We start from the raw sequence: 21,085 nt of genomic DNA on the forward strand, positions 1-21,085 counted from the left end.
TTTATGGATAAGAATAAAGCAATTCTTGCAGTCTCGATGATTCTCGTGGTAATTTCAACCATTATAGGAATTATAAATATCAGTATGAATTCGACTAAGGCAAAATATTCCAAGTCGAGTGGTAAGGCTTTTTTAAAAGATGCAGGGGTTGGTGCAGCCTTAATTAAAATAGAAGGTGCAATCCATTCCGGTAGATCGAGTTATGATTCTGTAGGCTCGGATACAGTGTTAGCTAAACTCAGAGATATTGGGGGGAGACCGGAAATAAAAGGAATATTAATAGAAATCAATTCTCCAGGAGGAACTGTAGGTGCATCTCAAGAGATTTTTCAGGAGCTAATGCACTTACGAAAAACTAAAAAAATTGTAATTTCAATGAAGGACGTTGCTGCATCGGGTGGATACTATATTGCAGCAGCAGGAGATTATATATTTGCAGAGCATGGTACTCTGACAGGATCAATCGGAGTGATTGCAATGAGTCCAAACATAAAAGGCTTGTTGGAAAAATATGGAGTCAAGATGAAAACATACAAAGAGGGAAAATACAAAGATATACTTTCCATGTTTAGAGACTCCACGCCTGAAGAAGATTCGATTATTCAAAAGACATTGGCAGACACCTATCGTCAATTTGTAGAAGATGTGGCGAAAGGCAGAAATAAAACTGTTTCTTCAATCGAAGAGTTGGCCCAAGGTAAAATCTATTCAGGCGAGGATGCTTTTAGAAATAAGTTAGTGGATGATTTAGGCGGAAGAAGGGAAGCCGCAAAAAAATTATCCGAGCTTTGTTTGTATGATGGTGATATTCCTATTTTAGAAGAAGAAGAATCTCCATTTGATAAATTTTTTCAAATTCTTGGAGCTAAGTTAGATTCATCGAGTAGGGCAGGTTTTGAAAAAATTCTTCTTTTGGAAAAATCTCATTCTCCAATTTTTTATATATTACCGTCGTCAATAAGGTTTTAAAAATGAATAAAACCCTATTAAACTTTTTTTCTTCTATTGAATATACTTTAATCAATCAAATTAAATTTATCGAAGAAATCGACAGACTATTTTTAAAACCTCAGATCGTGTCGGGAATTCTTAAATTAATAGCAGCTTTTAGTATTAGTACGGGTGCTGTTTTTTTGAATCCACCTTATACGAAAGGATTTTTAGGTGCTATTGTATTTGGAGTGTTTGCTGATTTTTTATTGCTACTGATTTTGCCGTTTATTTTGGGGAGTTTGATCGATTATTTTGTTCAAAATAAAGACAGACCGGGCAGGGTCAGGCTAATGGTTTTATTTTCTGATTTTTCTGTTTTGATTTATTTTTTGTTTTTTCCAATTTCTGTAATTTTTGCAGAGTTTGAACTATTGGGAGTAGGGGCTTACATTCTTTTACTAATAATTTTGACTATTCTCTATCTAGTAAATCTAAGCAGAGGTGTAAAATATATCTATGAATTGAAAGAGAGAGATTCCATGAGAATAGTCTTTTTTTCTTTTGCAATTGTATCTGTGATCCCTTTTGTATTTGGAATATTTTTTTCATCATTCGTATTGAGTATACTCGGATAAAATTTTGAATATACTGATTACAAACGACGATGGAATTTCTTGTAACGGAATTTTAGCCTTAGAACAAGTTTTTAAAAAAAAGCACAATACATTTTTAATTGCACCCATGAAGGAGAGATCGGCTACTTCTATGGCTCTGACAGTGTTCGATAAAATGAGAGTTGAGAAAATTTTTGACGATCACTATATCGTGGATGGTTACCCGGTAGATTGTGTAAATATCGGATTGCATGGAGATATTTTTCCAAAGATTGATTTAGTTTTGTCCGGTGTAAATAAAGGCGTAAACATGGGATACGATGTATTGTATTCCGGGACGGTTGGGGCTGCCAGACACGCTGTAGTGCACGGCTATTATGGAATTGCAATCAGCTCTGGAAAAGTAGATCTGTATGCAGATTTTACGGACGAAGCCGAAATGACTCTTCAATTTGTAGATACATATTTTTCTAAATTAAAAAACAACGTAGTCTATTCTATGAATTTCCCAATTGGGTTTCAAAAAGATTTGTCCAATTTTGTTCCCTCAAGGCTTGGGAAAAGGACATACTTTGATACCTACACAAAATCTACTATACTCGGTGGGGTATCTGAGTTTTTTCTTGGAGGCTCAGAGCTTGGATTTCTAAATGAGAAGGACTCTGACTTTGATGTCTATTCCAAAAAATTAATTCCTATTACTGCAATTGGTTTAAACTCAACTGATGAAGAAGAAAATTCAAAATTAAAATCGGTATTCGATGGCTCATTCTAAAAAAGAAAAGATCATTAAAGAAATAAAAAACAATAACTATCCGCTTGCACTCACTCTGATAGATTATGAATTAGAAAATAACCCGGACGATCCAGAGCTATTGTACAACTTTGGGGTATGCTGTTCTAGAACCGGAAACCACAAAAAATGTATTTCTGTGATGGAGTCTCTACTCGAAAAATTTCCAAAGTTTATCGAGAAAGACAATATTTATAGAATATTAATTTATTCCTACATTCATTTAAAAGAGTTTGAGAAAGCATTAAAAGTTATCAACGAAAGACTTAAACTAAATGTGGGTGACCCTAAGCTACACTCATTTAAAGCTCATATTTTAGAAAAAACTGGTAAAATTTCAGAAGCGATAGATGTACACAGGCAAATCCTAAGGATGAACCCGGACTATGCAAATAGTTTGAATTCTTTAGGGTTTCTTTTGGTTTCAAAACCTAAGGCAACAGAAAAAGAAATTCAAGAAGCAACAGAAGTTTTAAAGAAGGTACTAAAAAGCTCACCCGAAAACCCGGCCTACTTAGATTCTTTTGGAGTGCTTTTGAAAAAAAGAGGCAATAAAGAAGCTGCAATTCAAGCATTGAAAAAAGCGTTGTACTACCTTCCTTCCAATAGTGAGATTCTTAGTCATTTAGAAGATTTAATTTAGATCTGAACTATATAGAATAGAAAATTACACCTGCAAAACTAATTAGAACACACGCTTCAATAACGGCAGCGCCAATATTGCGATCTTCTACAACTTCTTTGGTCAGTGTACCTTTTAAAATAATTTTGTCCGTGAAAAATCGTAAGATCGGTAAAAATAAAAGAGAAAGTAAAAATCCCATTCCGACTAAGACCCCTGTTTCGGCAAACGATACAAAATCTTGTCGCAGTGTTCTTGTAACAATGATCCCAATTGCAATAATGGCTCCTGCAAAAGAAATTCCCACTGCAATATTTTTGTTATTCCGGATTTCTAATTGGTAGTTGTAAGAAATAATTTTAGAATAGTAAATAACAAAGGTTACTTGGGCAATTTGACCAATTACAAAAAATACGAGAGAGAGGATCGTGCCTTCTAATATGATTGCTACATCAGAGTGTAAATTTAAGGACTTAAACCCGATTAAGTTTTCTTTGCCGGGCTCTCCTGTAAGAGCGACTGCAAGAAATAGAGAACTAGCGATATAGTTTCCAAACACGGCTACGCCTGCAGCAATATTCCTGTTATCGTAAATTTCTTTTAGCATTTCAAATTTAGGAAAAATGAGTTTGTCGTTTATGAAGTGAGATATATTTAAAAGTAAAATCCCTATGATGGAAAAATACACCACCATCCATATATCCGTGAAAAATCCCCTTCCCGGTGAAGAGATGATCGCTATAAAAATAATTATAATTCCGAAATAGTAACCTACCATTGATACAGCGACTGCAAAATTATCTTTAGAAGTTAGGTGGTCGTCTATACTTTCCGGTTCAATAAGATCCTTTACAATTTTTGCGAGTGTAAAAACAATAAGCCCAATAGCAATGAATACAGCTCCGTGTGCAGTTTGGCTAAAGAAATTTGAAAACACTTCATTCATATCTTACTCCGGTAAAGTTAAAATTTCATACCCGCTTGAAGTAACAAGTATCGTATGTTCAAACTGTGCAGACCATTTTCCATCTTTTGTAGTTACAGTCCATTTGTCTTCTTTGGAGAATATAACTTCGTGTGTACCTAAGTTGACCATCGGCTCTATTGTAAATGTCATTCCGGGTTCCAATTTTGAAAGAGGTCTATTCTGACGAAAATGGGGAATCTGCGGCTCTTCGTGAAAATTTCTGCCGATTCCGTGACCCATCAGCTCTCTAACTATCCCATATTTTCTTGTAGTTAAAAATTCGTCTATCGCATTTGCAATATCACTCACTCGATTTTTAGGCTTCACTTGCTCGATCCCTATCCACATTGCTTTTTCAGTGTCTTGGATTAGCTTTTCAGCTTCTGGATTTGTTTTGCCGCCTACAATAAATGTTTTAGAAGAGTCACCGTGGTATCCGTTTAGAATAGGTGTGACATCAATATTTATAATATCTCCATTTTTTAGTATTTCGGAGGCTTTTGGAATTCCGTGGCAGACTACATTATTTATAGAAGTACAAATCGCTCTCGGAAAACCCTTGTAATTTAGTGGGGCAGAGACCCCGCCGTGTTTGAGAGTGTATTCGTTGCATAGATTGTTCAACTCTAAAGTGCTGACACCGGCTTTTACAAACGGCTCAATGTAAATTAGCAGCCTGGCAGCTAACTTTCCGGCTGCCCTCATTTTTTCAATTTCTGCTTTATTTTTTATGTATATCAATCGGCACTTACTTTAAAATTCTATTTAGATAATTGTAGAATTTTTTATATATCTGAATTAGAAAGCATTTTTTAGTTATTCTTCTCTACCCTTGTCAATAATTCTTTTCATCACCCACCATGTAAGCCAACCAAAAACTCCCATTCCTGAAAAAAAAAGTGTGTAGGAGATTTTCCAATCTAAGTCTTTTGTAATGATACTCCATTCCGACATTCCCCAGATACTTGCGATCAGATTCAATGGCAAAAATACAGTATTGATTAGAGTAAGATTTTTCAATAGTACGTTCATGTTGTTGTTGACTATAGTACCTCTTGCGTCCATTAGCCCGCTTATAACAGAGCTGTATATATTGGCTTGTCTAGTGGCTTGTGCGTTTTCTTGAATTATATCGTCTAAGAATTGAATTTGTTTGGAATCGAATCCAAGTCCATTAATTACACTTCTAAATTTTCTTAAAACTGCACCATTCCCTTCGATTGCATCTAAGTAATAAACCAAACTCTCACTCAGAGCAAACATTTGGAGCAGGTGTCTATTTTCCATGGAGACTGTGATTTTTCTTTCAAGCTCTCTACTTAGTTGTTTAATGACCCTTAAGTGACCGACGTAGTGACGGATCGTGTGGAGTAAAAATCCAAGTATAACATCACGAACATCATTCAATTGGCGAAACTCTCTCGCAGAAAAAGAAATATCTCCCTCTTCAAATATAAAGCACAATTTATCATCTGTTAAAACAAGTCCTACAGACAATACTCCAAGCTCTACTACTTCAGTTACTTTTGTAGTTTTAGGAATCTTCCATATAATGAGTGTTCTAGAAGAAGACACTTCGAGCCTTGGAACTTCATCTGCATCCAAGGTAGAAGACAAATCGTATTCATCTAAGAAAAAATCTTCCTGAATTTTTCTGATTTCTTTTTCACCGGGAGATAGAAATACGATGAATTGTTTTTGTCCATCCTTTGATTCTAAAATCCCGGATTCTTCAATAGAGTAGTGCTGAATCATTTTCTTTTTGGTTTAGATTTTGTTTTTGTTTTCGTTTTCGTTTTTGGTTTTGGTTTTGTAGTTGAGTTTGAAGTTTTCGATTTTTCAAAAGAAAATTGGTGAACCTTTTTGTCTTTTGCAGGAATAAAACTCATTGCCCTTTCTGTAAGCGCTGTAATTGTAAGGCTTGGGTTTACTCCCAAATTTACTGGAATCATTGATCCGTCACAAATCATTAAATTTTTGTAACCGAATACTCTATTTTGCATATCAATGACTCCTTCGTTAGAGTTTTCTGCTATGCAGGCACCCCCCAGAATATGCGCAGTTGTAGGTATATCGAACAGTACTTCACTGTAAGAACTCCTTGGATAGCCGTTAGCTTTTTTGGCAAGTTTTCTAGCAAACTCATTGGCTACAGGGATATAGGTCGGAATTTTTTCTGATTCTGCCTGAATAGAGGTAAGAGATTTTTCAAACGGCCAAATCCATCTTCTTTTGTGGGCGATCTTAATATGGTTGTCTAAGGTTTGCATTACAAGTAGGATAATACTTTTTCTTGCGAAGCCGAAAGGGTTTAGAGTTTTTAAAAATTGGAGAGGTTTCGTGATAATGTTTATGAAAAATCTCAACTGTCTTGGAATCTTGCCCCCACCATCCGTTAAGACTGTAGCAAGTAATCCCATTACATCAGAGCCTCTGGAATATCGAACAGGCTCTATATGGGTATGGGAGTCGGGGTGAACACTCGAAGTAATTGCTATTCCTCTTGAAAAATCATTTTCTTTGTCGGTAGATGTGACTCCGAGGATAGCCTCACTGTTTGTCCTTACGAATTCTCCGATTTGATTTGACATATTCGGAAGACGGTTTTTCTCTTTTAGTTTAAAGAGTAGCTTCATTGTGCCGATTACACCTGCTGAAAAAATAACCCTTTTAGCGCGAAATACTTTTTTCTCTCCTCCAAAAAATCCGGTAGGAGAATCGGTCTTTAGTTCGTAGCCGAGTGAGCCGTCTTCAGAAAGAGGGATAAGATCTATGACTCTGGTCTCTGGAAATACTTTTGCTCCGAGTTTTTCTGCAAGGTATAGATAGTTTTTATCTAAGGTGTTTTTTGCATCGTACCTGCAACCAACCATACACCCGCCGCAAAAATTACAACCTGTTCTGTCCGGTCCCTCTCCTTGAAAAAATGGATCTTTTGCCGTGACTCCAGATTTCCCGAAATACACTGCCACAGGGGTAGTAGTGAAAGTATTCCCTTTTCCGAATTCTTCTGCGGTTTCTTTCATCAGCTTGTCTGCCTCTGTTAAAAGCGGGTTGTCGTTTACGCCGAGCATTTTTTGTGCTGTTTTGTAGAATGGGAGTAGTTTTTTTTCTCCACCAAGTTTTTTCATAATAGGTTTTTCGAGCACGTCTTTATTTGGAATGTATAGAGTATTTGCATACACAAGACTTCCACCTCCAACCCCTGCACCACTCAATATCATTACGTCGTTCAACAGATTGATTCTTTGAATTCCGTAACAAAAGGCTCTTGGCATCCATAGAAATTTTCTGATACTCCAGTTGGTCTTTGGAAAGTCATCCGGTTTGAATCGTTTTCCTGATTCTAAAACTGCTACCTTATAACCTTTTTGAGAAAGTCTCATTGCAGATACAGACCCACCAAAACCGGAACCAATGATTACCCAATCGTATTCTTCATGTTGCATGTTACAAAACCTCTTTGTATGAAATATTTACGGTAAATTATATAACACACCGACGAGGATGATCGCCGGTATTTAAAAAACTTGAACTATGAAGATAAGTATTCTCTGTTCATTCTCGCAATGAATGATACGCTGATCTCTTTTGGACATACGGCTTCGCATTCATACTGATTGGAACAATTCCCAAATCCTTCGTCTTCCATCGCTTTTAGCATTTTTCTTACTCTTTCTTTTTTTTCTACCTGCCCTTGTGGGAGTAATGCAAGATGAGAAACTTTGGCTGCCACAAATAGCATCGGAGACGCATTTTTACAAGCCGCAGCGCATGCACCACAACCTATGCAAGTAGCCGCATCCATTGCAAGGTCTGCATCTACTTTTGAAATCGGCAGTGCATTTGCATCGGGTGCTCCACCGGTATTCACCGATACAAACCCACCGGCTTGCATAATTCTATCATAAGCACCTCTATCCACAACAAGGTCTTTGATTACAGGAAATGCTTTTGCCCTCCAAGGCTCGATGTGGACTGTTTCTCCATCTTTAAAGTTGTACATGTGGAGCTGGCAGGCTGTTGTACCTTTTTTTTCACCGTGGGGAACTCCGTTAATCATCATTGAGCACATACCGCAGATTCCTTCTCTGCAATCGTGGTCAAACGCAATCGGCTCTTCTCCCTTGTTAGTAAGGTCTTCGTTTACAATATCGAGCATCTCTAAAAAAGAAGCATGCTCACTGATATTTTTTGCCTCGTACTCTACAACTTTCCCTTTATCGTTTTTGTTTTTTTGTCGCCATACTTTTAGTTTTAGGTTTAGAAAACTCATTTGTAACTCCTTGTAGCTAAATGAACATTGTCGTAAGTTAGTGCTTCTCTGTGCTCTGTTGGTTTTTTGTCTGTTCCTTGAAATTCCCAAGCAGTGACGTGACAGAATTTATCGTCGTCTCTTTGTGCTTCTCCGTCCGGTGTTTGGTATTCTTCTCTGAAATGCCCGCCGCAAGATTCTTCTCTTGTGAGTGCATCTGTACAGAGTAATTCTCCGAATTCTAAAAAGTCTGCCACTCTACCGGCCCTTTCTAAGGATTGGTTTAGCTCTCCGGCTTCACCCGGAACGTTTACATTTTTCCAGAATTCTTCCCTTAGTTCAGGAATTCTTTTTATCGCTTCTTTGAGTCCAGATGCGTTACGTGCCATCCCACACTTGCCCCACATGATATGTCCAAGCTCTCTGTGAAATGAGTCAACACTTCTTTTTCCTTTGACAGATAGAAGTTTGTTCGTCTTTTCTTTTACATCAGTTTCTGCTTTTTTGAATTCAGGGTGGTCTGTGTTTGGTTTTTTCGTTCCACTGCTTGCAAGGTAGTTTCCTATTGTATAAGGAAGTACAAAGTATCCGTCTGCAAGACCTTGCATCAGAGCGCTCGCACCGAGTCTATTTGCACCGTGGTCACTGAAATTAGCTTCACCGATAACGTGTAGTCCCGGAATATTACTCATAAGATTGTAGTCAACCCAGAGTCCTCCCATAGTGTAGTGGACTGCCGGATAGATTCTCATAGGAGTTTTGTACGGGTTTTCATTTGTAATTTTGGAATACATATCAAAAAGATTTCCGTAACGGTCGCGAATAACGTCCTCTCCGAGTCTCTTAATCGCATCTTCAAAGTCAAGATACACTCCGAGTCCCGAAGGCCCGATCCCAAGACCTGCATCACAAGCTTCTTTTGCGCTTCTGGAAGAAATATCCCTTGGAGCTAAGTTTCCAAAGCTAGGGTACTTTCTTTCAAGATAGTAGTCTCTTTCTTCTTCAGGGATTTCGTAGGAAGGGCGTGTGTCTCCTTTTTTCTTTGGAACCCAAACTCTACCGTCGTTACGAAGAGACTCACTCATCAAGGTTAGCTTGGACTGGTAGTCTCCACTTACAGGGATACAAGTAGGGTGGATTTGAGTGTAGCATGGGTTTGCAAATAAGGCACCTTTTTTGTATGCGCGGTAGGTTGCGGTTACGTTGCACCCTTTTGCATTGGTAGATAAGTAGAATACAGGCCCATATCCACCGGTAGCAAGCACAACTGCATCAGCCGCATGAGAAGAAATTTCTCCTGTCACCATGTCTCTCACTACAATTCCTTTTGCATGTCCATCAATCACTACAAGATCAAGCATTTCAGTTCTATTGTACATTTTTACCGCACCAAGACCGATTTGACGAGATAGTGCAGAATAAGCACCGAGTAGAAGCTGTTGACCTGTTTGGCCTTTTGCATAAAATGTTCTGGAAACTTGTGCACCACCGAAAGATCGGTTTGCTAAGTGCCCGCCGTATTCTCTTGCAAAGGGCACTCCTTGGGCTACACACTGGTCTATGATTTGAGCTGAGACTTGGGCAAGTCTGTAAACATTCGCTTCTCTTGCTCTGAAATCTCCACCTTTTACAGTATCATAAAACAACCTGTAAACACTATCACCGTCGTTTTGGTAATTCTTGGCTGCGTTAATCCCGCCTTGGGCTGCGATACTGTGTGCTCTTCTCGGGCTGTCTTGATAACAGAAACATTTTACTTTGTAGCCGAGTTCTGCAAGAGTGGCTGATGCAGAAGCTCCGGCAAGACCTGAGCCTACTACGATCACGTCAAATTTTCTTTTATTGGCTGGGTTGATGAGCTTCATTTCAAATTTGTGCTTGTCCCACTTTCCTTCGATTGGACCGGATGGTGTTTTTGAATCTAATTTCATTAGTGACTCCTTATATAGGTTGAATGATACCTGCAAGAATTCCTACAGGAACGGAAATAAATCCGAGAAAAATAATAAGCGATAAAGCTATGCTTACAAGTTTGATTTTGCCGTCGTACTCTGGTTTGTTTATTCCAAGGGTTTGGAATGCGCTAAAAAACCCGTGGCTTAGGTGAAAAGACAGTGCAAGCATTGCAAGAAAATATATTGTAGTGATAAAATAGTTTTTGAAACTAAAAATCATCATAGAATACACATCCGGTCTCCCCTCAGAGTCGGTTAGCTTAAAAATTTCGGGGTTAGTCACACCAATCGTAAAGTGAAGCAAGTGGTACACTATAAAAAGTGAAATAAGCATACCCGAGAAAAACATGGTTCTGGAAGCAAGACTTGCCTGAACTGTTTGAAAATAGGTGTAGCAGATAGGACGAGCTAAGCTATTTTCTCTTGCTAAAATTACTCCGGTTGTAACGTGGACAATAAAAATGAGAAAGAGACCGATTCTCAAAATCCATAAAATGAGTCCGAGACTTTTTAGTGTGTGTGCATAGTGGTTGTATGCGTTTTGACCGAGAAACATCTGTAAATGTCCGAGCATGTGAACAATTACAAAGCCGAGAAGTAAAACTCCTGTTCCCGCCATTAGGAATTTCTTTCCTATAGAGGATTGAAAAAATCCGATATTGGATTTCATTGGAATCTCCTTTAATATTAGGGTTATTTTTGCAAGAGAGTCAGAAAATCTTGGGTTCTGGCTACCCGTTGACTATTGATAAGTTAAATTCTATGGAAATATTGAAAAGAAGAAAATTTATTCGATTAAAATAAAGTTTGTTTTTTTATTTTTTAGAGTGCGAATAGAAAATTTTTTATATAAAAAATCTAAAATTTGTCCTATCCAACCGTTATACTGGATTGAAAAATTGCAAGTTCAAAGGAAATCTAAATGAAAAAATTGGAAAATTTCACAAATCTATACTCACTATCAAAAACACTACGATTTGAGTTGAAGCCGATGGGTTCCACAAACGAATGGATCGAAAAAAAAGGATTAATCAAACAAGACGAAATCCGTGCCGAAGACTATAAAATCGTTAAAAAAATTATTGATAGATACCATAAAAGTTTTATAGAAGAGGCGTTCGAATCAGCATTTAAAGAAAGACACAAAAAAAATAAAGACACTTTTAAAGAAACAATGGAGGCTATTGTAAATTCATACTCTGAAATTTACTATAAAAAAGAAAAGGCAGACACCGATAAAAAGAACTTAGAAAAAATATCCTCGGAAATGAGAAAAGAAATAGTTTCCGTATTTAAAGGAAAATGCAGCGAAGAAATAAAGAAAAAATTTACCAATTTGTTTAATAAGGAATTAATTAAAGAAGATTTACTTTCATTTTGCGATGACGAAGAAAAAGAGGTGGTGGATAAGTTTTCAGATTTCACCACTTACTTTAAGGGATTCCATGAAAATAGAAAAAATATGTATTCCGATGAAGAAAAAAGTACAGCGATTTCTTATAGGATCGTTCATGAGAATTTACCGAAGTACTTAGATAATCTACAAATTATAAAAACAATCAAAGAAAAATACAAAGATTTTGAATGGAAAAACTTAGACTCTAGTTTAAAGAGTATTGACAGTAATTTAAGAATAAAAGACTTTTTGGCTGAAGAAGGATTTATTTTAACATTTTCTCAAAAAGGAATAGATCGATATAATCTTGTATTAGGCGGAAAGTCTTTGGACTCTGGAGAAAAAGTACAGGGATTAAACGAGTTCATAAATTTATACAGACAAAAAAAGAATTTAGACAGAAGACAAATTCCTAATTTAAAAGCGCTTTTTAAGCAGATACTAAGTGATAGAGAAAAATTTTCTTTTGTTCCAGAAAAATTCAATTCTGGCAGTTCTGTTTTGGAGTCTATACGAGAATATTGTGAAGATGTAATTTTTTCTAAAATAGAGATAGAGGGGAAAAAAGTTTCTTTTCTAAAGGGATTGGAAAATACTCTGAATAATTGGAAAGGGCACGACTTAAATAAAATATATATTTCTAATGATTTGGGTCTTACGAATGTTTCCAATTATTTATTTGGAGATTGGTCTAAGATTCAATCTGCAATGCTTCATTACTACGATGAAAAAATAGCCGATCCAGATGATCGACTCAAGCAAAGTAAAAAGTACGAAAAAGAAAAAGAAAAATGGATTGGTAGAGAATATTTTTCGATTCAAGAATTGAATGAAGCGATTGAACTATATTCAAAGTATATGGAAGAAGAATTTCAACCGGTTACAATTGATTCATATTTTTCGAGCCTAACAACAAGAGATGAAAATAGATCCGAAATTCATGTAATCGAAAAAATTGAATCTACTTATAAAGAATTAGGAAATCTATTGAGCCAAGAGTATCCAGAAGAAAAAAATCTAAAATCGGATAAGTCCAGCGTAGAGAAAATTAAAAATTTTATGGATTCGATCAAGGTTTTACAAAATTTTCTAAAGCCACTTAGTCCAAAAAAAATTCATGATGAAAAAGACCTTAGCTTTTACAATGAATTTGATATTTTACCGGAGTCTCTTATATCTTTTAATGAGTTATATAATAAAGTCAGAAAATTTTTAACTTCAAAAGAATATTCAGAAGAAAAGTTCAAATTGAATTTTAAAAACTCAACTCTTCTTGATGGTTGGGATGAAAACAAGGAAACTACAAATTTAAGTATTCTATTGAAAGAAAATGATTCCTATTATCTTGGAATCATGGATAAAGAAAATAATAAAATTTTTGAAGAGATTCCTAAAGAAAAATCAGATGAAAAAACGATTCAAAAGATGGTATATAAACTCCTGCCTGGTCCAAATAAAATGCTTCCCAAAGTATTTTTTTCCGAGAAAGGGCTTTCGATATACAATCCTTCAACAAAAATTTGAGACATATATAAAAAAGGAGAATTTAAACAGGGAGATAGTTTTGAGGAAAAGAGCTTACATTCTCTAATTGATTTTTATAAATCTTCTTTAGCAATACACGAGGATTGGCAAGTTTTCAACTTTCAATTTCAGAACACTTCCAACTATAAAGATATTTCTCAATTCTATAGAGAAGTAGAGAGTCAAGGTTATAAGATGAGTTTTACACCAATCTCAAAATCTTATATAGATAAATTGGTAGAAGAAGGGAAACTCTATCTTTTTCAAATTTATAGTAAAGATTTTTCACAGAACAAAAAGAAAAAGGAAGGAAAACCAAATCTACATACCATTTATTTTAAAACTTTGTTTGATAAAGAAAATTTGAAAGATGTCGTATTGAAGCTAAATGGAAAGGCAGAAGTATTCTATAGAAAAAAATCCATTGAATACGATGAAAAGAAAATCCACGAAGGATTTCATATAGATAAAATTCGTGGTAAATTTTCTTATCCTATTATAAAAGATAAGAGATTTACAGAAAATAAATTCCATTTTCATTTTCCGATTACTTTGAATTTTAAATCGGGTGAAATGAAACAATTTAATGCAAAGGTCAACGAGTTTTTAAAAACGAATAAGGATGTGAAAATTATCGGCATAGATCGAGGAGAAAGGCACTTACTCTATATCTCTATAATTGACCAAACCGGAAAAATTTTAAAGCAAGAGTCTTTAAACCTAATTCAAAACGATCGGAGGTTTTCAAGTGTGAACTATAAAGAAAAACTTCAAACTAAGGAAAACGAAAGAGATAAGGCAAGAAAATCTTGGGGGACTATAGAAAATATTAAAGAGCTAAAAGAAGGATATTTATCCCAAGTAGTTCTTAAGATTTCTGAGATGATGGTAGAGCATAAAGCAATTGTAGTATTGGAAGATTTGAATTTTGGGTTTAAAAGAGGGAGACAAAAAGTAGAAAGACAGGTCTATCAGAAGTTTGAAAAAATGCTTATAGAGAAACTCAACTTTTTGGTATTTAAAGACAAAAAAGATAACGAGGCAGGTGGAGTTTTGAAGGCGTATCAACTAACGGATAAATTTACGAGCTTTGAAAAAATAGGAAAACAAACTGGATTTTTATTTTACGTCCCAGCTTGGAACACAAGTAAGATTGATCCAAAAACAGGTTTTGTGAATTTTTTGAATTTGACTTACGAAAATGTAAAACAAGCAAAGGAGCTTATTAAAAAATTTGAAAGTATTCGGTTTAATACTAAAAATAAGCAGTTTGAGTTTAAAGTAAATTCAAATTCTTTTTTCTCAAAAGAGAAGGCACCGAGGGAAAGAGTTTGGACGATTTTCTCTACCGATGAAATAAGGTATTTTACTAAAAAGACTCAAAACAGCTCAATTTCTACCCAAGAAATAAACGTGAACGAAAAACTAAAAGAGCTATTTAAAGAATCTGGTTATGAAACCGGGATAGAATTAAAAGAAAAAATTTTAGAAAAGGATACTAAGGAATTTTTTAGCTCTCTAATTTTTTATTTGAGGGTCTTAACGAATTTAAGACAAAATAATGGTAAGACAGGAGAAGATGAAAAAGATTTTATTTTGTCGCCAGTAAAAGATAAGTCTGGAAAATTTTTTAATTCGTTGAACGGAAAACATGATGAGCCAAAAGACGCAGATGCAAATGGAGCCTACCACATTGCTCTAAAAGGTTTAATGAACCTAAAAGTTTTGAGTGAAACAAAAGATGAGGAATTAGAAAGACCCAGTTGGAAAAATAAAAACAAAGACTGGTTGGATTTTATTTGGGAATTCCACGAATAAAATATACGGTTATATAGGTTTGTGCAGTTGTAGGGGTTGAATAGATTTTAGATTGTAGATAGGTTTTAGAGGATAGATGTAGGTGATGATGTAGGGGTTGAAAATTTTCAACCCCTACGAATTTATAATTAATAATATTCATCATCATGCCAATTAGCGGGATTATTTTTGATATATTTTGAAATAGTCCAGTACAATTGTTCATTACGGATAATGTGTTCGTAATAATTGCGCTGCCATATAGCACGCTCTATAGGAAAATCATCCATCGAGGCATTTCTGAACCATTTTGTAACCCCAATTTTATACCCTTTCACAATGGAACTAATAGAACGGGGTATCATTTTTTGGAATTGATTTTGCGAATACGGTCGTGGAGGGTGATGGTTTTCAATCAATTCAATTATTCCGTGAACATGATTTGGCATTACAACATATTCGTGTAATTTGGCATTGGGAAAATGATTAGGAATATCCATCCAAAATTGGTTTGCAATTTTACCTGCATCATTCAATACCATTTCTCCATTAGCAATATTCCCAAACAAATATTCTTTATTTTTACAACAGATTGTAATAAAATACAATCCTGCCTGCGAATAATCATATCCTTTCAGGCGTATTGGTCTTCGTTTATGAATTTTAGGATTATAACTCATAAATTGTCTTTTTTAAACTCTCTTTGATAGCATTATCTAATCTACTCGCTTTTTGCACTTGCGCTGAAAGCATTATCATTAAATGGCTATAAATCTTGTAAATCGAATTCAAGATAAACTTTCCAAAGCATCTAGTATAATATATGCTACTCATCTCTTACGACATAAGCGATACAAAACTTAGAACAAAATTTTCAAAGTACTTGCAAAAATACGGCGAAAGATTACAGTATTCTGTGTTCGAGATCAAAAATAGCGAGAGAATACTCGAAAATATAGAAACTCAAATCAAACACTATTTTGAAAAAAAGTTCTCTCAAGACGACAGTATTATGATATTTAAAATGAGCACGCATTGCAAGATTACCCGCTATGGATACGCCAAAAACCAAGAATGAACTGTACCCGAAAAAGTGTAGAAATTTTAGCCTTTAAAAGAGGATAAAAATGACCAAGGGACCAAAAACAAGGAAACATATACAGAGGAATTCAAAAAGGATGCAGTAAATCATTTTATTTCATCCGGCAAATCAGCAAAAGAAATTGCTTCCAATTTAGGAATACGAAAAGATCTTTTGTATCATTGGAGAAAGAATTTACAATTCAAGAAAGGTGATATAATGGAAAAGAAAATCGATCCCAAAGATATTGAAATCCAACAGCTTCAGTATGAATTGTCCGAAGCAAAGATGGAACGTGATATCTTAAAAAGGCTATGGCCGTTCTCTCAAAACTACAGAAATAATAGTATGTGTGATAAATGAAAACCGTAAGGAATATACGGTAGAGAGAATGTGCAGGGTTTTAGAATATCACCCAGTAACTATTACAAGAAGCGGAGAGCCAATTCTTCTGAAAGAAAATTTCAAGATGGAATTCTGAAACGAAAGAGATATTGAATATTTACGAAAAGAACGAAAAAGTTTATGGAGCGAGGAGAATTGTAAAAGAGCTACATCAACAGGAAAAATTTTATAGGGAAAAGAAGAGTAAAAAGGGACTCATGAAAGAGCTGAAAATACAGGGTATTAACCTGCAAGATTTCGACTCACAACAACTGCAACGAATCAAAATCTCCCAGTCTCTCCAAATCTCCTGGATCGAAATTTTTTACATATGCACCAAATAAAGTTTAAATTTGATAATATACATATATCAAAATAAAAATGGATTTTATTATTTGTGTGTAATCGTCGATTTATATTCCAGAAAAGTAGTTGGCTGGTCGTTGAAAAACCATATGAAAAAAACTTGTGATTGATGCTCTCAGAAGTGCCATCAGAAAAAGGAAGCCTGCTTCAGATTAATATTTCATTCGGACAGAGGTTCTCAATATCAAAGCAATCTGTTCCGAAAAATTTTATTCTGAAATGGTTTTGAATCCAGTATGAGCCGCAAAGGAGTTATTGTTGGATAATGCAGTTGCAGAATCTTTTCAAGACAATCAAAAACAGAATTGATTTATAGAAATAAATTTGAAAATTATGAAGAATTGAGAAAAGATGTTTCTCAAATATATTGAAGTATTTTACAATAGGAAAAGACTTCATTCTTTCATTGGCTATCAAAGCCCTTCAAAGTTTGAAGAAAAATTTGTGGCTTAAAAATCTCTCCAATAAAACGGGTACACCTCAGACCGATGATGTACTCATTTTCTAAATTGCAAACCTCAGTCTCAATGCAAAAAAATCACATATAAAAATATTTTTAGGTATTTTTACTGTGATAACTGCGTTTTTTGTAATATATGATTTTGTGCAGCTAAATGATTATTTTGGAATGGGGGATATTATTGCTGCAAGAGAAAGACAAGAAATGGTCTTGCCCCCTAAAACTGGAATACAAAAAAAGGGGATAAAGGAGACTTGATAATATGATAAGAAGAAATAACTATGGCAAAGAATTTAAGGAAAAAATAGTAATGGAAATTTTGTCCGGGCAGAGTTCCGTTTCGCAAATAGCTCAAAGGGAAAAGGTAAATCCTCAAACAATCCGAAATTGGAGAAATGAGATAGATACAGGAAAGTTTGAACAAAATAATCAAACCGAATTTGCTTTAAAAGAAACGAGTCGTAGAATTGGAAGGTGCACTTGCCAACCTTGCGTTAGATAATCACATTTAAAAAAGCCAAAAATATCTGCAAGACTGAAGCAAAAAGAGAAATTATCAGGAAGTATCTCGCACCAGAATTTGAATTGTAAAAGCTGTAAAAGCTTTGGAGATCAGTATCTCTTCCTTTTATTACCAATCGGATGCAAAGATTAAAAGAAAACAGGAGGATAAGCAACTAATAGAAAAGATTAAAGCATATCTGGATTTAATGCCTCAATCAGGTTACAGGTCTGTCACTTATTTTCTGAGAAATGATATGAAAATCAATCATAAGCGAGTTTACAGGATCATGCATGAAAACCTTTTAAAATGCAGTCCGAAGAAGGCTTATCATCATGCGACCACGGATTCAAAACATAACCTGAAAAATATCCAAATCTTCTTAAGGACAAGTCAATTAATCAATGCACAGTAATAGTTGGTGATGTTACTTTTTTGATGTTCAGGGGAAAAATCATTATCTGGCATCACTAATGGATATGGAAACAGAGAGGTCATCGGACGAGCTGTTTCTGATAAACTTAATAGTGAACTTGTCAGTGTCTGCATTTGAGTCGGCTCTCATGAACAGAGGAAGTCTCGAAGGTTACATTCATCATACTGATTCTGATAGAAGATATTGTTCGTTGAATATATAGAACTTTGAACAATTCCAAATACAAATTTCAATGTGTCTTGGTAATGCATATGAAAATGCACACGCAGAATCTTTTAATAAAACTATCAAGTATCAAGAGATAAATATCTCCTGTTATGCTGATAAAATTGAAGCAGCCAAAAGTATTTTTCAATTTATTGATCGGTACAATTCAATCAGACCTCATTCAGCTTTAGGAGGACTATCTCCTCTGCAATTTAAAAATAAACAAAAAATATGATTTTTTTCTTTACAGTTTTAGGGGGGCACTTCAATCGAATTTCAAACACCATGAAAAATTTCTCTAAAAGAGGAAAAAAATTTCTACTATTGTAGATTTCGGCTGCGTCCTCAAAACCAAACACTCTAAAAGAGGAAAAAAATTTCTACTATTGTAGATTCAAAAAGCAAATTTGTTATTTGTAACTCTAAAAGAGGAAAAAAATTTCTACTATTGTAGATGTTGCTAACTTTTCAACTTCGTTTGCTCTAAAAGAGGAAAAAAATTTCTACTATTGTAATGCCATCGGGCTAAAGACCACTGGCATGGATTCTGAAAGACATGCTAAGCTAATTGACCTATAAGAGAGAAATAAAAACTTGTTAGAATAGGGGATTATGGGAAGAAGGGCACAAACTGAAACCGAGAAAGAAGAAATCCGAAATAAAATACTCGATGCAACTTTAGAGCTTATTTCCAAAGAAGGATACAAGGGATTTAGTATGAGAAAGTTGGGTCCGATGCTCGGAGTTGCACCGAAAACAATTTATAATTATTTTCAAAGCAAAGAAGAAATCTATCTACACGTCTTAACCAAGGGTTTTGATTTGCTGTATGAAGAGCTTGTTCAGTGTTCAAAATTGGAAGTGCATCCATTTCAAAAAGTTTTTGAAATTATAAAAACCTACATTAAATTCGGATTTGAAAAATCGAATTATTACGATGTTATGTTTACTTGGTATGTACCTAAATACAATGATTTTGTTGGTACTGCATTAGAGTCCTTGGCTTATAACGAATTGCAGTCTGCTTTAAAATGTTTTCAGATATTGGTAGAAAGTATTCGGCAAGTGAAAAATAATTTATTAACAGAAGAGAGGGTGAATTTATTTTCGCTTCAACTTCTTGTTTCTGTGCACGGGATTGTGGCTCTAAGAAATAATACAATTCTTGGGTATGTACATGAAAATCCAGATTCTATAATTGAGCCATTAATTCTATCTATTTTAGATCCTTTGAATCCTAAAATATAAGCGTATTGGATTTAGAAAATTTTTATATAAAATAAAAACGATGTATTCATGTTAAATCTATATTCTGAATTCAATACGCACTTAGAATCAAAATTAAATCTTGACATATATTGTAATAACTAAAAATAAAAATATGTTAAATCTTGAGAAAAGAGAAAGAATCCGATCCAAGAGATAGTCCCAAAAATCGTTAGGGTTTGAAAAAAGAGGAACCAGCCAAAACTATGGTTTTTGGCAAAAAAATAAATAATGGAAGGTTCCCAATGAACAAACAAAACAAATCTCAATCCTCTGATCAATCACAAAAAATGAGTCTAAATTATTTTCGTACATATGCTGTGACTGAAATAGAACGTTTCGTGCGTGAAAGCGCCGTTAAACTGAATTCGAGAAAAATAGCAGACCGAAATTTTTGGGCCATAATGGTTGATGGCATCCACATTGGAGGTGATGTAGTCGTTGTTATTCTTGGTGTTGATACGTTAGGCGAGAAGCATTTTCTATCGATTTCTCAAGGTTCTACCGAAAATACAGAAGTAGTTCTTTCTTGTCTTGATCAGTTACGAGAAAGAGGAATCCTCTTTACTGAAAAGGTTGTTGCGGTAATCGATGGATCAAAGGCACTTAAGAAAGCTCTGGAAAATCATTTTGATAATCAGGTTGTCATCCAAAGATGTTTGAATCATAAATCATGGAACGTTGAATCAAAATTGGCAAAAAAATATCACTTCGAATTCAAGGAAAAACTTCGCCAGGCGTATGGACTCAATGACTATGATGAAGCAAAACGAGAATTCGAAAATCTTCATAATTAGCTGGGAAAGATTAGTCATAACGCTGCCGAAAGTTTCCATGAATGCATTGATGAGTTGTTGACTTTACATAAAATAAAAATGCCCCCATCTTTACGGATTTCCTTCTATACGACAAATCTAATTGAATCGGCATTCTCTAATCCACGCTTTAGAATGTTCAGAGTAAAACGTTGGATTAAGCAGGGAGACATGATTAAGCGTTGGGCTGGTGCTGCATTTCTACATCAGGAACAAAAGTTCCGGAGAGTGAAAGGTTATGCGACAATCGATGATTTTTTAAAGGTATTTGTAAGGACTGAAAAATATATTGACGAAAAAGAAATTATGCAACATGCTGTATGAAAATTCCTCTGTAAACCCTAACGAAAAATGGGACATTTTCTTGATTTATCTTATTTTTTTAAAATATCAAAACAGCAAATGAAAAAGCTTTTAGACGGAAAAATTAGCCTTTCGGATCTTTTCTGATTATAATATATATTATGGTAGGTTAAAACTATATTAAAATACTATAATACCCAACTTTTTCCTATTAAAATAATTTTTACTAATTTATTGAATCTTACCTGTCAATTTGTAAAAATTAGCATAAGATTGCCCTTTTTTTTAAATAAATTGTCAATTTTGACATAAATTTTCTTTTTTTGAAAGAATTTGAAAAAATACTTGACAAGTTTTAGAAGAGTAGTTAAATAACTCTTTATGTAACGCTGTTACATAAATAAAATAG

The 21,085-nt window shown here is 34.7% G+C and carries 22 protein-coding genes, 1 pseudogene and 1 CRISPR repeat array; of the genes and pseudogenes, 15 read left to right on the top strand and 8 right to left on the bottom strand.

What is annotated here, in order from left to right; all coding sequences use genetic code 11:
- The first annotated feature begins 3 nt into the window (after window positions 1-3).
- Genes sppA through HS129_03080 form a run of 4 tightly spaced genes read left to right on the top strand, consistent with a single transcriptional unit; the run spans window position 4 to window position 2,983 of the window.
- On the top strand, window positions 4-969 hold the full coding sequence (sppA, locus tag HS129_03065; GenBank protein MBE7411036.1) for a signal peptide peptidase SppA: 966 nt from the start codon (window positions 4-6) through the stop codon (window positions 967-969).
- Between the two features lie 2 nt (window positions 970-971).
- Complete coding sequence (locus HS129_03070; GenBank protein MBE7411037.1) at window positions 972-1,568, top strand: hypothetical protein; 597 nt, start codon at window positions 972-974, stop codon at window positions 1,566-1,568.
- A gap of 4 nt (window positions 1,569-1,572) precedes the next feature.
- Window positions 1,573-2,322: a 5'/3'-nucleotidase SurE gene (gene surE / locus HS129_03075; GenBank protein ID MBE7411038.1), complete on the top strand. Its 750-nt coding sequence runs from the start codon at window positions 1,573-1,575 to the stop codon at window positions 2,320-2,322.
- Window positions 2,309-2,983 carry a tetratricopeptide repeat protein gene (locus HS129_03080; protein MBE7411039.1) on the top strand — a complete coding sequence of 225 codons (675 nt, stop codon included), beginning with the start codon at window positions 2,309-2,311 and terminating at the stop codon, window positions 2,981-2,983. The genes surE and HS129_03080 overlap by 14 nt, the downstream gene beginning before the upstream one ends.
- Before the next feature lie 7 nt (window positions 2,984-2,990).
- On the opposite strand, the gene HS129_03085 is transcribed toward HS129_03080, so the two are convergent.
- From HS129_03085 to HS129_03115, 7 genes are all read right to left on the bottom strand, one after another.
- The gene (locus HS129_03085; protein MBE7411040.1) at window positions 2,991-3,908 is read right to left on the bottom strand and encodes a DUF350 domain-containing protein; all 918 of its coding nucleotides are present in this window, start codon (window positions 3,906-3,908) and stop codon (window positions 2,991-2,993) included.
- A 3-nt stretch (window positions 3,909-3,911) separates the two neighbouring features.
- Entirely contained in the window at window positions 3,912-4,670 is a 759-nt protein-coding gene (gene map, locus HS129_03090) for a type I methionyl aminopeptidase (protein MBE7411041.1), read from the bottom strand.
- A gap of 75 nt (window positions 4,671-4,745) precedes the next feature.
- Entirely contained in the window at window positions 4,746-5,684 is a 939-nt protein-coding gene (locus HS129_03095; protein ID MBE7411042.1) for a magnesium transporter CorA family protein, read from the bottom strand.
- Window positions 5,681-7,378: a GMC family oxidoreductase gene (locus tag HS129_03100; protein MBE7411043.1), complete on the bottom strand. Its 1,698-nt coding sequence runs from the start codon at window positions 7,376-7,378 to the stop codon at window positions 5,681-5,683. The genes HS129_03095 and HS129_03100 overlap by 4 nt, the downstream gene beginning before the upstream one ends.
- 86 nt (window positions 7,379-7,464) lie before the next feature.
- Window positions 7,465-8,205, bottom strand: a complete 741-nt coding sequence (locus HS129_03105; protein MBE7411044.1) for a succinate dehydrogenase/fumarate reductase iron-sulfur subunit — start codon at window positions 8,203-8,205, stop codon at window positions 7,465-7,467.
- On the bottom strand, window positions 8,202-10,115 hold the full coding sequence (locus HS129_03110; protein MBE7411045.1) for a fumarate reductase/succinate dehydrogenase flavoprotein subunit: 1,914 nt from the start codon (window positions 10,113-10,115) through the stop codon (window positions 8,202-8,204). The genes HS129_03105 and HS129_03110 overlap by 4 nt, the downstream gene beginning before the upstream one ends.
- Before the next feature lie 10 nt (window positions 10,116-10,125).
- Window positions 10,126-10,809, bottom strand: a complete 684-nt coding sequence (locus HS129_03115; GenBank protein MBE7411046.1) for a succinate dehydrogenase cytochrome b subunit — start codon at window positions 10,807-10,809, stop codon at window positions 10,126-10,128.
- A gap of 252 nt (window positions 10,810-11,061) precedes the next feature.
- On the opposite strand from HS129_03115, the gene cas12a (HS129_03120) reads away from it, so the two are divergent.
- A complete protein-coding gene (gene cas12a / locus HS129_03120) occupies window positions 11,062-13,059 on the top strand; it encodes a type V CRISPR-associated protein Cas12a/Cpf1 (GenBank protein ID MBE7411047.1) in 1,998 nt (665 codons plus the stop codon).
- 195 nt (window positions 13,060-13,254) lie between these two features.
- Window positions 13,255-14,877, top strand: a complete 1,623-nt coding sequence (gene cas12a / locus HS129_03125) for a type V CRISPR-associated protein Cas12a/Cpf1 (GenBank protein ID MBE7411048.1) — start codon at window positions 13,255-13,257, stop codon at window positions 14,875-14,877.
- 128 nt (window positions 14,878-15,005) lie between these two features.
- On the opposite strand, the gene HS129_03130 is transcribed toward cas12a (HS129_03125), so the two are convergent.
- Window positions 15,006-15,536, bottom strand: a complete 531-nt coding sequence (locus tag HS129_03130) for a hypothetical protein (protein MBE7411049.1) — start codon at window positions 15,534-15,536, stop codon at window positions 15,006-15,008.
- Between the two features lie 143 nt (window positions 15,537-15,679).
- On the opposite strand from HS129_03130, the gene cas2 reads away from it, so the two are divergent.
- From cas2 to HS129_03175, 9 genes and pseudogenes are all read left to right on the top strand, one after another.
- On the top strand, window positions 15,680-15,934 hold the full coding sequence (cas2, locus tag HS129_03135; protein MBE7411050.1) for a CRISPR-associated endonuclease Cas2: 255 nt from the start codon (window positions 15,680-15,682) through the stop codon (window positions 15,932-15,934).
- A gap of 66 nt (window positions 15,935-16,000) precedes the next feature.
- Window positions 16,001-16,300, top strand: a pseudogene (locus HS129_03140) (transposase).
- Window positions 16,301-17,409: 1,109 nt separating this feature from the next.
- On the top strand, window positions 17,410-17,649 hold the full coding sequence (locus HS129_03145; GenBank protein MBE7411051.1) for a transposase: 240 nt from the start codon (window positions 17,410-17,412) through the stop codon (window positions 17,647-17,649).
- Window positions 17,650-17,752: 103 nt separating this feature from the next.
- On the top strand, window positions 17,753-18,064 hold the full coding sequence (locus tag HS129_03150) for a transposase (protein ID MBE7411052.1): 312 nt from the start codon (window positions 17,753-17,755) through the stop codon (window positions 18,062-18,064).
- A gap of 58 nt (window positions 18,065-18,122) precedes the next feature.
- Window positions 18,123-18,287, top strand: coding sequence for a hypothetical protein (locus HS129_03155; GenBank protein MBE7411053.1), 165 nt, complete (start codon window positions 18,123-18,125; stop codon window positions 18,285-18,287).
- 30 nt (window positions 18,288-18,317) lie between these two features.
- Complete coding sequence (locus HS129_03160) at window positions 18,318-18,527, top strand: transposase (GenBank protein ID MBE7411054.1); 210 nt, start codon at window positions 18,318-18,320, stop codon at window positions 18,525-18,527.
- Window positions 18,528-18,588: 61 nt separating this feature from the next.
- A CRISPR array of direct repeats spans window positions 18,589-18,809; the repeat unit is 36 nt; unit sequence CTCTAAAAGAGGAAAAAAATTTCTACTATTGTAGAT.
- A 95-nt stretch (window positions 18,810-18,904) separates the two neighbouring features.
- Window positions 18,905-19,540 (top strand): TetR/AcrR family transcriptional regulator, encoded by a 636-nt coding sequence (locus HS129_03165; protein ID MBE7411055.1) that lies wholly within the window; start codon window positions 18,905-18,907, stop codon window positions 19,538-19,540.
- 197 nt (window positions 19,541-19,737) lie between these two features.
- Window positions 19,738-20,355: a transposase gene (locus tag HS129_03170; protein MBE7411056.1), complete on the top strand. Its 618-nt coding sequence runs from the start codon at window positions 19,738-19,740 to the stop codon at window positions 20,353-20,355.
- A 189-nt stretch (window positions 20,356-20,544) separates the two neighbouring features.
- Entirely contained in the window at window positions 20,545-20,697 is a 153-nt protein-coding gene (locus HS129_03175; protein ID MBE7411057.1) for a hypothetical protein, read from the top strand.
- The last annotated feature ends 388 nt before the right edge of the window (window positions 20,698-21,085 follow it).

This window comes from Leptospiraceae bacterium (assembly GCA_015075105.1).
Classification (GTDB): Bacteria; Spirochaetota; Leptospiria; order Leptospirales; family Leptospiraceae; genus JABWCC01.

What these genes read in the sequence shown, in the direction of transcription:
- sppA (MBE7411036.1), top strand. Translation starts at nt 4, where the DNA reads ATGGATAAGAATAAAGCAATTCTTGCAGTCTCGATGATTCTCGTGGTA.
- HS129_03070 (MBE7411037.1), top strand. Translation starts at nt 972, where the DNA reads ATGAATAAAACCCTATTAAACTTTTTTTCTTCTATTGAATATACTTTA.
- HS129_03080 (MBE7411039.1), top strand. Translation starts at nt 2,309, where the DNA reads ATGGCTCATTCTAAAAAAGAAAAGATCATTAAAGAAATAAAAAACAAT.
- HS129_03085 (MBE7411040.1), bottom strand. Translation starts at nt 3,908, where the DNA reads ATGAATGAAGTGTTTTCAAATTTCTTTAGCCAAACTGCACACGGAGCT.
- HS129_03095 (MBE7411042.1), bottom strand. Translation starts at nt 5,684, where the DNA reads ATGATTCAGCACTACTCTATTGAAGAATCCGGGATTTTAGAATCAAAG.
- HS129_03100 (MBE7411043.1), bottom strand. Translation starts at nt 7,378, where the DNA reads ATGCAACATGAAGAATACGATTGGGTAATCATTGGTTCCGGTTTTGGT.
- HS129_03105 (MBE7411044.1), bottom strand. Translation starts at nt 8,205, where the DNA reads ATGAGTTTTCTAAACCTAAAACTAAAAGTATGGCGACAAAAAAACAAA.
- HS129_03110 (MBE7411045.1), bottom strand. Translation starts at nt 10,115, where the DNA reads ATGAAATTAGATTCAAAAACACCATCCGGTCCAATCGAAGGAAAGTGG.
- HS129_03115 (MBE7411046.1), bottom strand. Translation starts at nt 10,809, where the DNA reads ATGAAATCCAATATCGGATTTTTTCAATCCTCTATAGGAAAGAAATTC.
- cas12a (MBE7411047.1), top strand. Translation starts at nt 11,062, where the DNA reads ATGAAAAAATTGGAAAATTTCACAAATCTATACTCACTATCAAAAACA.
- cas12a (MBE7411048.1), top strand. Translation starts at nt 13,255, where the DNA reads ATGAGTTTTACACCAATCTCAAAATCTTATATAGATAAATTGGTAGAA.
- HS129_03130 (MBE7411049.1), bottom strand. Translation starts at nt 15,536, where the DNA reads ATGAGTTATAATCCTAAAATTCATAAACGAAGACCAATACGCCTGAAA.
- cas2 (MBE7411050.1), top strand. Translation starts at nt 15,680, where the DNA reads ATGCTACTCATCTCTTACGACATAAGCGATACAAAACTTAGAACAAAA.
- HS129_03145 (MBE7411051.1), top strand. Translation starts at nt 17,410, where the DNA reads ATGATAAGAAGAAATAACTATGGCAAAGAATTTAAGGAAAAAATAGTA.
- HS129_03155 (MBE7411053.1), top strand. Translation starts at nt 18,123, where the DNA reads ATGGATATGGAAACAGAGAGGTCATCGGACGAGCTGTTTCTGATAAAC.
- HS129_03160 (MBE7411054.1), top strand. Translation starts at nt 18,318, where the DNA reads ATGTGTCTTGGTAATGCATATGAAAATGCACACGCAGAATCTTTTAAT.
- HS129_03165 (MBE7411055.1), top strand. Translation starts at nt 18,905, where the DNA reads ATGGGAAGAAGGGCACAAACTGAAACCGAGAAAGAAGAAATCCGAAAT.
- HS129_03175 (MBE7411057.1), top strand. Translation starts at nt 20,545, where the DNA reads ATGATTAAGCGTTGGGCTGGTGCTGCATTTCTACATCAGGAACAAAAG.